The following is a 12,909-nucleotide window of genomic DNA, read 5'->3' as shown; positions in this document are numbered from 1 at the left end:
GATCCATGCCGGAGACCACCCCCAAGGGCCTCACCGGGCTCGCCTTCGGTGGGGACTACAACCCCGAGCAGTGGCCGGAATCCGTCTGGCAGGACGACGTCCGGCTGATGCGGGAGGCCGGCGTCACCATGGTCAGCGTCGGGATCTTCTCCTGGGCCCTCCTCGAACCCGCGCCGGGGGAGTACGACTTCGGCTGGCTCGACCGGGTGATCGACCTGCTGCACGAGCACGGCATCCGCGTCGACCTCGGCACCCCCACCGTGTCGCCGCCGGTCTGGTTCTACCGCCGCCACCCCGACGCCCTGCCGGTGACCGCCGAGGGGATGCGCTACGAGTTCGGCTCCCGCGGCGCGATCTGCCACAGCAACGCGGACTACCGCGCGGCCGCCGCGAACATCACCACCCGTCTCGCCGAGCGCTACGGCGACCACCCGGCGCTGGCGATGTGGCACGTGCACAACGAGTACGGCGTCCCCGTCTCCGCCTGCTACTGCGACTCCTGCGCCGCCCACTTCCGCCGCTGGCTGGAGACGACGTACGGCACGGTCGACGCCGTCAACGCGGCCTGGGGCACCGCCTTCTGGGGCCAGCGCTACGCGAGCTTCGAGGACGTCAACCCGCCGCGCGCCACCCCGACCGTCGGCAACCCGGGCCAGGCCCTGGACTACAAGCGGTTCGCCGACGCGACCATGCGCGAGAACTTCTGCGCGGAGCGGGACCTCCTGCACCGTCTCGCGCCCGGCGTCCCGGTCACGACCAACTTCATGACCGCCCTCAGTCAGTGCGACTCCGTCGACTACTGGGCCTGGGGCCGCGAGGTCGACATCGTCACCAACGACCACTACCTGATCACCGACGGCCGCCGCACCCACGTCAACCTCGCCATGGCCGCCGACCTCACCCGCTCCGTCGCGGGCGGCGCCCCCTGGATCCTGCTCGAGCACTCCACCTCGGGCATCAACTGGCAGCCGCGCAACCCCGCCAAGGCCCCCGGCCAGATGGCCCGCAACTCGCTGGCGCACGTGGCACGCGGCTCCGAGGGAGCCATGTTCTTCCAGTGGCGGCAGTCCCGGCGCGGCGCCGAGAAGTTCCACTCCGCGATGGTCCCGCACGGCGGCACCGACACGCGGGTGTGGCGCGAGGTCGTCGAACTCGGCGCGGTCCTCGACTCCCTGGGCGCGATCCGCGGCACCCGCACCGTCGCCGACGCGGCCGTCCTGTGGGACTGGCAATCCTGGTGGGCGCAGAACCTCGCCTGGCGCCCCAGCGAGGACGCCGACCCCCGCGAACGCGCCGACGCCTTCTACGAGACGCTCCACGACCGCCACCTCACCGTCGACTTCGCCCACCCCGAGGCCGACCTCTCCCGGTACCCGCTGGTCGTCGTCCCCGCCCTGTACCTGATGACGGCGGCGGCCGGTCGCAACCTCACGCAGTACGTCGAGAACGGGGGCACCCTCGTCGTGTCCTACTTCTCCGGCATCGTCGACGAGCACGACGCCGTCCACGAGGGCTCCTACCCCGGCGTGCTCCGTGACGTCCTCGGCCTGACCGTCGAGGAGTTCTCGCCGCTGCTCCAGGGCGAGAGCGTGCGCGTCACCGGGCCCGACGGCGGCGAACTCGCCGGCGACGTGTGGACGGAGTTCGTGGTGCCGCGCGGCGCCGAGACCGTCTGGACCTACGCCGACGGCCTCACCGCCGGCCGCCCCGCCGTCACCCGCCACCGCCTCGGCGAGGGGACCGCCTGGTACGTCTCCACCCGCCTCGGCCCCGACGGCCTCGACGCGCTGATCGGCCGCGCCGCCGAGGACGCGGGGATCGCCCCGCGCGCCGAACTGCCCCGGGACGTGGAGGTGGTGCGCCGATCCGGCGAGACGGGCAGCTACCTCTTTGCGATCAACCACACCGCCGCCGACGTCAAGGTGCCGCTGGAGACTCCCGGCACCGAACTGCTGACCGGTGAACGTGCCGCCGGCCGCCTCGCGGTCCCGGCGGGAGCCGTACGGGTCGTGCGACTCGACGGCTGAGCCGACTCCCCCTTCGCCCGTGGAGCCGCGAGCCGCGGGCAAAGGGGGTCCCTCACCACCACGAGGGAACCCCACCCCCATCACGTCGAAGGGACGACGGACGACGATGTTCCATCCCAGACGCACGCTCAGGGCCCTGCTGCTGCCGCTCGCCGCGGGCCTCGCCCTCACCGCCCTGCCCGCACAGAGCGCGCAAGCGGCCGCCACGCTCACCAACGGCGGCTTCGAGACGGGCGGCACCGGCACCGCCGCACCGGCCGGCTGGTCGACGTACTCGGCTGCCGGCCAGAACTCCGCCTCGTTCACCGAGTCCGGTGGCCACAGCGGCGGTTACCGCCTCTCGCACTACTCGGCAGCCGCCTACAAGGTCGAGACGTACCAGTACCTGTCCGGGCTCACCAACGGCTCCTACAAGCTCACCGCCTGGGTGCGCTCCGGCGGCGGCCAGAAGTCCGCGTACATCGCGCTGAAGAACTGCGGCGGCGCCGAGCAGCGCACCGACATCCCGGTCTCCTCCAGCGGATGGATCCGGATCGTCACCTCCGTCGCGGTGACGAACAACCAGTGCACCGTCAGCGTCAACTCCGACGCGGCCGCCGGGAACTGGATCAACGTCGACGACCTCACCTTCACGCCGGGCTCCACCGGCCTCACCGTCAAGGGCTCGGACGTGTCGTCGCTCGTCAAGAGCGAAGCCCTCGGCGGCGTCTACCGGAACGGCTCCGGCACCGCCCAGGACCCGCTCGCCGTCCTCAGGAACGCCGGGCAGAACTACGCCCGGCTGAAGGTCTGGGTGAACCCGGCCGACGGCTACAACAACAAGGCCCGGGTCCTGACGGCGGCCAAGCGCGTCAAGGCCCGCGGCATGAAGCTCCTGGTGGACTTCCACTACTCCGACACCTGGGCCGACCCGGGCGCGCAGACCGTGCCCTCCGTCTGGGCCGGACACTCCTACAGCCAGTTGAAGACGGACGTCTACCAGCACACCCACGACGTCCTGGGAGCCCTCAAGGCGCAGGGCACCACCGCCGACATGGTGCAGGTCGGCAACGAGATCAACGGCGGCATGCTGTGGTCGGCGGGCTCCACCGCCAACTGGTCACAGCTGGCCGGACTGCTCAACTCCGGCTACTCCGCGGTCAAGGCGGTCAATTCCGCCACCCCCGTGGCGCTGCACCTCGCCAAGGGCGGGGACCTGGCCGGCACCCGCTGGTGGTTCGACAACGCCGTCTCCCACGGCGTGAAGTTCGACGTCATCGGCCTGTCGTACTACGGCTACTGGCACGGCACGCTCGCCGACTTCCAGACCACCCTCGACGACGCGGCCGCCCGCTACGCCAAGCCGGTCTACGTCGCCGAGACGGCCTATCCCTTTCGGCTGGACAGCGAGGACGCGCACGAGAACATCATCGACCTGCCGAGCGAGCTCGTGTCCGGATACCCGGCCTCCGTCTTTGGCCAGACCCGGTGGATGAACGACGTGGCGAGCATCGTGGAGGCCGTCCCGGGCGGCCGCGGGCTCGGCGTCTTCTACTGGGAGTCCACCTGGACGGCCGTCGCCGGCAACGGCTGGGACCCGGCCGACGCCTCCTCCGGCAACGGCTGGGAGAACCAGGCCCTGTTCGGCTACGACGACAGGGCGCTGTCCTCGATGTCCTGGTTCGGTCACCGCTGACCCACCGGCCTCGCACCGCGTGGGCCCGGCCGCACTCCCGCGGCCGGGCCCTCGCCCGTCCTTTCCGCCCGGCTTCCCCGCCCGCTCCGGTCCGGACCTCCAACGGCCGTGTGCGGCAGGGGCGTTCGAACCGGGACGAGGCGCGCGGAGTTCGGGACACGGCGGGTCCGTGCACGCGGCCTGGCCCACCAGACGAAAACCGTCACCGACCGCGCCACCGGCACCATGAGCATCCGCTCGGTGGTGGCCAAGCTCGAGACCACAGCCGTCATCACCCCGGCCACGAAGACCAGCCGGGCCGACCGGTCCAAGACCGGTCCCGCCCGGCGGCGCACCACACGCCCCGCGCCCAGGCGACGCAGGGCACCCTCCCCCACCGGCCCCACAGGTCCGCGGGCAAGCGTCCGGAGGGACACGCTCACACGGGCCGGAAGTGGCTGCCCCGTGCAGCCCACCGGCACCAGGGCGTGACGACGATCGGAGACGCTCGGACGGAGGGGACGACGATGCTGAGGACTCCCGCAAGTGAGCGGCGACTCGACATCCTGGAGTGGCTGAAGGAGCCGGCCCGGCACTTTCCGCAGCCGCGGCACGGCGACCTCGTCCAGATCGGCGTCACCGCGGACGTCGTCGCGGCGAAACTCGGCGTGCGCCGGCGAGTGGCCGACACCCACCTCGCCCTGCTCGCCGGCATCGCCCTGCTCGCCGGCATCGGCCTGCTGCACGCCACACGGATCAGACACCGCACCTACTACCGGCGCGACGAGATGCGCATCGCCGAAGTGGCGCGCATGTTCGAGAAGGGCTGGTAGCGGAAGGGCCGGTAGCGGGGGGGCGGACGGACCCGGCCGCGCTCGCGCAGCGCTGCCTACCGCGTCGTCGCTCCGGCTCGCGGGAACTACGCTGGTGCCCGGCCGTGATCACTCGGGATCCGGCGGGGCGGGCGGACCGGGCAGGAGACGTGACGACATGACAGCCCCACACGCCGAGGGCCTCCGTACCGGGGCCCCGCGCAGGACGGCCCGCTCGGGTCAGCTCCCGGTGGTCGCCGTAGTGGCCCTCGGCGGTGGCGTCGGCGCCGCCGCCCGGTACGCCGCGGCCCTGCGGTGGCCCACCGGGGCCGGCGGCTTCCCCTGGACGACGTTCTGGGTGAACGTGGTCGGCTGCGCGGTGATCGGCGTCTTCCTGGTGGTGATCACCGAGGTCGTGACGGTCCACCGGCTGGTGCGGCCGTTCTTCGGCACCGGGGTGCTCGGCGGCTTCACCACCTTCTCGACGTACGCCGTCGACATCCAGAAGCTGCTCGACGCGGGCCGCACCGGCACCGCCCTGGCCTACCTCGCCGCGACCCTGGCCGCGGCGCTCGCCGTCGTGTGGCTGGCTGCCACGGCCACCCGCGGCGTCCTCTCGCGGGGGCGGCGATGACCCGCCTCACCGGCGGCGCCCTGCGGCTGACCGTCTTCGTCGGCGAGAACGACACCTGGCGGCACAGGCCTCTGTACTCGGAGATCGTGCACCGCGCCCACGCGGCCGGTCTCGCGGGGGCCAGCGTCTTCCGCGGCGTCGAGGGCTTCGGCGCGTCCTCGCTGATCCACACCTCGCGGCTGCTCTCGCTCAGCGAGGACCTGCCGGTCGCCGTCGTGATCGTCGACACGCCGGAACGGGTGGAGGCCTTCCTGCCGCAGCTCGACGAGCTGGTCACGGAGGGACTGGTGGTGCTCGATGAGTGCCGTGTCCTCAGATACGCCGGCCGAGGCGGCGACGGGACCGGGACCGGGACCGGAGAGGAACCGAACGGGACCGGAGACGGAGACTCGAACGGCCACCGGCACGGCGGCGGAAGCAGCGCTGACCAGCGGGGACGATTCGGACATGAAGGGTAAGAACTCGTTGTGAACTGGCTGGTGGTCGTCGCCGGCGGCATGATCGGCGCGCCGCTGCGCTACCTGACCGACCGCGTGGTGCAGTCCCGGCACGACTCCGTCTTCCCCTGGGGCACCTTCGTCGTCAACGTCGTCGGCTGCCTGGTCCTCGGCACCCTGACCGGCGCCGCGGCGGTCGGCCCCGACCTGCGGTTGTTCCTGGGGACGGGGCTGTGCGGGGCGCTGACCACGTACTCCACGTTCTCGTACGAGACGCTGCGACTGACCGAGACCGGCGCCGGACTGCAGGCCGCGGCCAACGCCGTCGGGAGCGTGCTCGTGGGTCTGGGGGCGGCGTTCGCCGGGGTCGCCCTCGGGCAGTGGGCGTGGTCGTGAAGACGTCCGCCGCGTCCCGGGCCTGGTAGGACTGTCTCCGACACCGGGGCGTCCACCACGCCGTCGACCGATTCGTCTCCTCAGAACTGGATTCCATGAGCGCCATCTCCGTCGGCCAGGCCGTCGTCCTCGGAGCCGTCGAGGGAGTGACCGAGTTCCTCCCCGTCTCCTCCACCGGTCATCTGAAGATCACCGAGGGGCTGATGCACATACCGGTGGACGACGACGCCGTCGTCGGGTTCTCCGCCGTCATCCAGGTCGGGGCGATCGCCGCGGTGCTCGTGTACTTCCGCAAGGACATCGTGCGCATCGTGTCGGCCTGGTTCCGCGGACTGCGCGACCGCGAGGAGCGCCACCACCACGACTACCGGTTCGCGTGGTGGGTGATCTACGCGACGATCCCGATCGTGGTCGTCGGACTCGCCGCGAAGCCGCTGATCGAGGGGCCGCTGGCCTCGCTGTGGGTGGTGGCGGGCTCGCTCATCGTCGGCAGCGCAGTGATGTGGGCGGCCGACCAGATGGGCCGGCACAAGCGGGGCGAGGACGACACCTCGTTCAAGGACGCGATGCTGGTCGGCAGCTCCCAGATCCTCGCACTGCTCTTCCCCGGCTTCTCCCGCTCCGGCGCCACCATGTCCACCGCGCTCATCCTGGACCTGGACCGGGTCGCCGCCACCCGTCTGTCGTTCTTCCTCGGCATCCCCGCCCTCACCGGCGCCGGCATCTACGAGCTGAAGGACGCCCTGGGCACCGGCGCCGGCGCGGCGCCCCTGGCCGTCGGCACCGCGGTGTCCTTCGTGGTCGCCTACGCGTCCATCGCCTGGCTGCTGAAATTCGTCGCCAAGCACTCCTTCAACGCGTTCGTCGTCTACCGGATCGTCGTCGGCCTGGCCCTGTTCGGGCTGCTGGCCTCCGGGGTCCTCGACAGCTGAGCCGCCGGACCCTCCGCGGGCGGGCGTTGCCTTACAGGTCGCCCGCCCCTGAATTTTTGTCTTCAGCCGCCTTGACAGGGCCCTCGGACCACCCGGAGTATCTGTCCCGTGAACCTGTCAGACAGCCAGACAGGTGGGCGGATCCCGCGGCGCGTCAGCGCCATGGAAGCGGTGCTCACCCACCTTCGCGGCGCCATCGAACGCGGCGAGTACGCCATCGGCGACAAGCTCCCCTCCGAGGCGGAGCTCTGCCGCACCCTCGAGGTGTCCCGGCCCGTGCTGCGGGAGGCGCTGCGCGCCCTGCAGACCATGGGCCTGACGGTCGCCAAGACCGGCAAGGGCACCTTCGTGGTCGCCAACACCGTCGAGGACCCCACCTTCGGCGACTACGCGGCCAGCGACCTGCTCGAGGTGCGCCGCCACGTCGAGATCCCGGTCGCCGGGTACGCGGCCCGGCGCCGCACGCCGGAGAACCTGGACCACCTCGCCCATCTGCTCGACCGCATGGAGCGGGAGACGGACACCACCGCGTGGGTCGCGATGGACACCCTCTTCCACCTGGCCGTCGCCGAAGCCGCCCAGAACCCGGTCTTCCGCCGGGTCATCGAGGAGATCCGGGACGCACTGGCGCGTCAGTCGGCCTTCCTCAACGAACTCGGCGGCCGGCGCGAACAGTCCAACCGCGAGCACCGGGCGATCGTCGAGGCGCTGATCGACGGTTCCGAGACCGACGCCGTGGAGGCCATGAGCCACCACCTCGACCGCGTCGAGACCACCCTCACCGACATCGTCCGCGCCGCAGGCAAGGACACCCCCCTGGAAGGCGGACCCGAGGCGTGAGCGACCAGCACCTCAAAGACGAGACGCGCCCCTCCACCCCTCACGTCGACGCCGGAGACGAGGGCTACAGCAAGTCGCTGAAGTCCCGCCACGTCAACATGATCGCCATCGGCGGCGCCATCGGCACCGGCCTCTTCCTCGGCGCCGGCGGCCGGCTCGCCGACGCCGGACCCTCTCTCTTCATCGCCTACGCGGTCTGCGGAATCTTCGCCTTCCTCGTGGTGCGCGCCCTGGGCGAACTCGTCCTGTACCGCCCCTCCTCCGGCGCCTTCGTGTCCTACGCCCGCGAGTTCATGGGCGAGAAGGGCGCGTACACGGCCGGCTGGATGTACTTCCTGAACTGGGCCACCACCGGCATCGCCGACATCACCGCGGTCGCCCTCTACACCCACTACTGGGGCATGTTCTCCGACATACCCCAGTGGGTGATCGCGCTCATCGCGCTGGCCGTGGTGCTCACCGTGAACCTGATCTCCGTGAGGATCTTCGGCGAACTGGAGTTCTGGTTCGCCATCGTCAAGGTCAGCGCCCTGGTGATCTTCATGTGCATCGGGATCTTCCTGCTGGTCACCCGGCACCCGGTGGACGGCGCCACCCCCGGCCCCTCCCTCATCACCGACAACGGCGGCATCTTCCCGAGCGGCCTGCTGCCCATGCTGCTGATCATCCAGGGCGTGGTCTTCGCCTACGCCTCCGTCGAACTGGTCGGCGTCGCCGCCGGCGAGACCGAGAACCCCGAGAAGATCATGCCGAAGGCGATCAACTCGATCATGTGGCGGGTGGGCCTGTTCTACGTCGGCTCGGTGGTCCTGCTGTCGATGCTGCTGCCGTGGAACAAGTACACCTCCGGCGAGAGCCCCTTCGTGACGGTCCTGTCCAACGTCGGCATCCCGGCGGCCGGCGGGGTCATGAACCTCGTCGTCCTCACCGCGGCCATGTCCTCCCTCAACTCCGGCCTGTACTCCACCGGCCGCATCCTGCGCTCCATGGCGATGTCCGGCTCCGCGCCGAAGTTCACCTCGGTCATGAGCCGCAGCCAGGTCCCCTACGGCGGCATCCTGCTCACCAGCGGCATCTGCGTCCTCGGCGTCGGCCTGAACTTCGTCGTCCCGGCGAGCGCCTTCGAGATCGTCCTGAACTTCGCGGCGATCGGGATCCTCGCCACCTGGGGCATGATCATGATCTGTCACCTCCTCTTCTGGCAGAAGACCCAGAAGGGCGAGCTGACCCGCCCCGGCTACCGGCTGCCGGGCTCCCCCTGGACCGAACTGGTGACGCTGCTCTTCCTCGCCTCGGTCCTGGTCCTCATGTACGCCGACGGCGGCGCCGGACGCACCACCGTGCTGTGCCTGCCGCTGATCGCCGGGGCGCTGGTCGCCGGGTGGTACGCCGTCCGCCGCAACCACGCCCGCACCTCCTCCCGGGCCGACGCGTGACCCCGTCGCCGGCCGCCCGCCGCCCACCGATGGCGCAGGCAGTGATGTCCAGCAGTTCCCTCGCGATGTCCAGCAGTTCCCTCGCCGACGCCCCCGTGATCCGCGAACCCCTCCACGCGCCCGTCGCCCACCTGGTCCGCGGCGGGGTGACCGAGGGCGTCCACTACGGCTCCGTCGTCGTCCTCGGCGCGGGCGGCGCCGTCGAGCTCCAGCTCGGCGACGTCGAGGCCGCCTTCTACCCGCGTTCGGCGCTCAAACCCGTCCAGGCCGTCGCCATGGTCCGGGCCGGGCTGCCGCTCGACGGCGAGCTCCTCTCCCTCACGGCGGCCAGCCACTCCGGCGAGGAACGCCACCTCGCCGGGACCCGGCGCATCCTCGAACTGGCCGGCGTCACGGAGGACGACCTGCGCAACGTCCAGGACCTGCCGTACGACCCGGCGGTCCGCGACCGCTGGACAGGCGAGGGCCGCACGCCCTCGCGCCTGGCCCAGAACTGCTCCGGCAAGCACGCGGCGATGCTCTACACCTGCCGGCTCAACGGCTGGTCCCTCGACGGCTACCTCGACCCGGCGCACCCGCTGCAGCAGGCGATCGCCGAGATCGTCGAGGACCTCACCGGGCAGCGCATCGCCCGGGTCACCGTCGACGGGTGCGGCGCCCCCCTGTTCTCCGTCTCCCTGCAGGGCCTCGCCCGGGCCGTCTCCCGCGTCACCGCCTCCGCGCCCGGCACCCCCGAGGCACGCGTCGCCGACGCGATGCGCGCCCACCCCGAGATGGCCTCCGGCGCCGGCCGGGACGTCGCGGCCCTGATGCACGCCGTGCCCGGGCTGCTCGCCAAGGACGGCTTCGAGGGCGTCGAGGTCGCCGCGCTCCCCGACGGCCGCGCCGTCGCCGTCAAGATCTCCGACGGCGCGAACCGCGCGCGCGTCCCGGTCATCGCGGCCGCCCTCGCCCGGGCGGGCGTCGACCCCGCTCTCCTCACGGAGTTCGCGGGCGAGGCGCTGCTCGGCGGCGGCGAACCGGTCGGCTCGCTCCGTCCGGTACGTGCCCTGGATCCGGTGACCGTCCGCGCCTGCGCCTGACGACCGGCGGTGGCCGCCGGGTGTGCGCGGCGGCCACCGGCGGATTCCTCACACCGCAGACCGGGCCGGGCCCCGAGCCCGGCCGCCGAACCGCCGCTCCGGCCGCCACCGGACTCCGCCCCCTTCGCACCTCCACCCTCAGCGCCAGCCTCAGAAAGAGGTCGCCCCCTCATGACCACCGCCGCCGTCACCCGCAGCGAACACGACCTGCTCGGAGACCGGGACGTTCCCGCCGAGGCCTACTGGGGCGTGCACACCCTGCGCGCCACCGAGAACTTCCCCATCACCGGCACGCCCATCTCGGCCCACCCGCATCTCGTCGACGCCCTCGCCGCCGTCAAGGAGGCCGCCGCCCTCGCCAACGAGGAGCTCGGTCTGCTGGCGCCGGAGAAGGCGGCCGCGATCGTCGCCGCGTGCCGAGAGATCCGCGCGGGCCGGCTGCACGACCAGTTCGTCGTGGACGTCGTCCAGGGCGGCGCGGGCACCTCGACCAACATGAACGCCAACGAGGTGATCGCCAACCGGGCGCTGGAACTGCTGGGCCACGCGAAGGGGGAGTACCGGCACCTGCACCCCAACGAGCACGTCAACCTCGGCCAGTCCACCAACGACGTGTACCCGACCGCCGTCAAGGTGGCGACGGTCTTCGCGGTGCGCGGACTGCTCGACGCGATGGCCGTGCTGCAGGATTCCTACGCCCGCAAGGCCGTCGAGTTCCGCGACGTGCTCAAGATGGGCCGCACCCAGCTGCAGGACGCGGTGCCGATGACGCTCGGCCAGGAGTTCTCCGCGTACGCCGTCATGACGGACGAGGACCGCAGCCGACTCGCCGAGGCCGTCGAGCTGATCCACGAGATCAACCTGGGCGCCACCGCGATCGGCACCGGCCTCAACGCGCCCGTCGGCTACGCCGAGTCGGCCCGCGGCCACCTCGCGCGGATCACGGGGCTGCCGCTGGTGACCGCCGCGAACCTGGTCGAGGCCACCCAGGACTGCGGCGCGTTCGTACAGATGTCCGGCGTCCTGAAGCGGATCGCCGTCAAGCTCTCGAAGAGCTGCAACGACCTGAGGCTGCTGTCGTCCGGGCCGCGCGCCGGCCTCGGCGAGATCAACCTGCCGCCGGTGCAGGCGGGTTCGTCGATCATGCCCGGCAAGGTCAACCCGGTGATCCCCGAGGTCGTCAACCAGGTCGCCTTCCAGGTGATCGGCAACGACGTCACCATCACCATGGCCGCCGAGGCCGGACAGCTCCAGCTCAACGCCTTCGAGCCGGTCATCCTGCACTCGCTGTCGGAGTCGATCACCCATCTGCGCGCCGCGTGCCTCACCCTCGCGGAGCGCTGTGTGGACGGCATCACCGCCAACACCGAGGCGCTGCGCGCGAGCGTGGAGAACTCCATCGGCCTGGTGACCGCCCTCAACCCGCACATCGGGTACACGGCGGCCACCGACATCGCCAAGGAGGCCCTCGTCTCCGGCCGCGGCGTCGCCGAACTCGTGCTGGAGAAGGGACTGTTGCCCGCCGAACGCCTCGCCGGTCTGCTGCGCCCCGAGGTGCTGGCGGGCAGCGGCCACGCCCCGGCCTGACCCCCGGTGGCCGCCCCGGCCGGAACCCGGCCGCCCCCCGGTCGCCGCCCCGGTCGCCCCCCTACGACCCGCGACGAACGCGCCAGGACCGGCGCGGAGGCACAATGGTGATCATGACAACGACGTCGTCCCTGGCCTTCCAGCCGGTCCTGGAGCGGATCGCCGAGGAGATGGAGCGCACCCCCGGGCGCGGCCGGCCCGCCGACTACATCCCGGCGCTCGCCGCCCTCGACCCGCGCCGCTTCGGCATGGCCGTCGCGGAGCTGGACGGCACGGTTTACGGCGTGGGGGACTGGCGGGAGCCGTTCTCCACGCAGTCCCTCACCAAGGTCTTCACCCTCGCGCTCGGCCTCGCCCGCGAGGGCGACGAACTCTGGGAGCACGTGGGCCGGGAGCCCTCGGGCAACCCCTTCAACTCCCTGGTGCAACTGGAGTACGAGGGGGGCATCCCGCGCAACCCGTTCATCAACGCGGGCGCGCTGGTCGTCACCGACCGCCTGCAGACCCGCAGCGGGGACGCGGCCCACGAACTGCTGGAGTTCCTGCGCGCCGAGAGCGGCAACCCCGGGCTCGACTTCGACGAGGGGATCGCCGCCTCCGAGGCCGCGCACGGCCACCGCAACGCCGCCCTCGCCCATTTCATGGCGTCGTACGGCAACATCGACAACGAGGTGCCGGTCCTGCTCGACCAGTACTTCCGGCAGTGCTCCCTGACCGCCTCCTGCGCCGACCTCGCCCTGGCGACCGGTTTCCTGGCCCGGCACGGTGTGCGCGCCGACGGCGTCCGGCTGCTCACCCGGAGCCAGGCCAAGCAGGTCAACGCGGTGATGCTGACCTGCGGCACGTACGACGCGGCCGGTGAGTTCGCCTACCGGGTCGGCCTGCCCGGCAAGAGCGGCGTGGGCGGCGGCATCATCGCCGTCGTGCCGGGACGCTGCACGCTGTGCGTGTGGAGTCCGGGCCTGGACGAGCACGGAAACTCGGTGGCGGGAGTGGCCGCGCTCGACCGGTTCACCACCCTCACGGGACTGTCCGTGTTCTGACCGCGCGTCGTCCGTTCGGGACGGACGGG

12 protein-coding genes are annotated in these 12,909 nt (G+C 71.7%); all 12 read left to right on the top strand.

The features are described 5' to 3' along the window. Window positions 1-5 precede the first annotated feature (5 nt). Window positions 6-2,027 (top strand): beta-galactosidase, encoded by a 2,022-nt coding sequence (locus QA802_RS02845; RefSeq protein WP_334517856.1) that lies wholly within the window; start codon window positions 6-8, stop codon window positions 2,025-2,027. Window positions 2,028-2,133: 106 nt separating this feature from the next. Then, window positions 2,134-3,702, top strand: a complete 1,569-nt coding sequence (locus tag QA802_RS02840; protein ID WP_334517855.1) for a glycoside hydrolase family 53 protein — start codon at window positions 2,134-2,136, stop codon at window positions 3,700-3,702. 506 nt (window positions 3,703-4,208) lie between these two features. Beyond that, entirely contained in the window at window positions 4,209-4,514 is a 306-nt protein-coding gene (locus QA802_RS02835; RefSeq protein WP_334517854.1) for an ArsR family transcriptional regulator, read from the top strand. Between the two features lie 157 nt (window positions 4,515-4,671). Beyond that, on the top strand, window positions 4,672-5,127 hold the full coding sequence (gene crcB, locus QA802_RS02830) for a fluoride efflux transporter CrcB (RefSeq protein WP_334517853.1): 456 nt from the start codon (window positions 4,672-4,674) through the stop codon (window positions 5,125-5,127). Continuing rightward, window positions 5,124-5,585, top strand: a complete 462-nt coding sequence (locus tag QA802_RS02825; RefSeq protein WP_334517852.1) for a DUF190 domain-containing protein — start codon at window positions 5,124-5,126, stop codon at window positions 5,583-5,585. The genes crcB (QA802_RS02830) and QA802_RS02825 overlap by 4 nt, the downstream gene beginning before the upstream one ends. A 9-nt stretch (window positions 5,586-5,594) precedes the next feature. Next, a complete protein-coding gene (gene crcB, locus QA802_RS02820; protein ID WP_334517851.1) occupies window positions 5,595-5,960 on the top strand; it encodes a fluoride efflux transporter CrcB in 366 nt (121 codons plus the stop codon). Between the two features lie 95 nt (window positions 5,961-6,055). Continuing rightward, window positions 6,056-6,892 (top strand): undecaprenyl-diphosphate phosphatase, encoded by an 837-nt coding sequence (locus tag QA802_RS02815; protein ID WP_334517850.1) that lies wholly within the window; start codon window positions 6,056-6,058, stop codon window positions 6,890-6,892. A gap of 162 nt (window positions 6,893-7,054) precedes the next feature. Beyond that, window positions 7,055-7,732, top strand: coding sequence for a FadR/GntR family transcriptional regulator (locus QA802_RS02810; protein WP_319165574.1), 678 nt, complete (start codon window positions 7,055-7,057; stop codon window positions 7,730-7,732). Continuing rightward, window positions 7,729-9,168, top strand: a complete 1,440-nt coding sequence (locus tag QA802_RS02805) for an amino acid permease (RefSeq protein ID WP_334517849.1) — start codon at window positions 7,729-7,731, stop codon at window positions 9,166-9,168. The genes QA802_RS02810 and QA802_RS02805 overlap by 4 nt, the downstream gene beginning before the upstream one ends. A gap of 65 nt (window positions 9,169-9,233) precedes the next feature. Further along, complete coding sequence (locus QA802_RS02800) at window positions 9,234-10,250, top strand: asparaginase (protein ID WP_334534265.1); 1,017 nt, start codon at window positions 9,234-9,236, stop codon at window positions 10,248-10,250. A 171-nt stretch (window positions 10,251-10,421) separates the two neighbouring features. Further along, window positions 10,422-11,837, top strand: a complete 1,416-nt coding sequence (aspA, locus tag QA802_RS02795) for an aspartate ammonia-lyase (RefSeq protein WP_319165352.1) — start codon at window positions 10,422-10,424, stop codon at window positions 11,835-11,837. A gap of 104 nt (window positions 11,838-11,941) precedes the next feature. Further along, window positions 11,942-12,880 (top strand): glutaminase, encoded by a 939-nt coding sequence (locus tag QA802_RS02790; protein WP_319165353.1) that lies wholly within the window; start codon window positions 11,942-11,944, stop codon window positions 12,878-12,880. Window positions 12,881-12,909 lie beyond the last annotated feature (29 nt).

This window comes from Streptomyces sp. B21-105 (assembly GCF_036898465.1).
GTDB lineage: Bacteria > Actinomycetota > Actinomycetes > Streptomycetales > Streptomycetaceae > Streptomyces.
The sequence above is the reverse complement of the archived record's forward strand: the minus strand, read 5'-3'. Positions and strand labels throughout refer to the sequence as shown.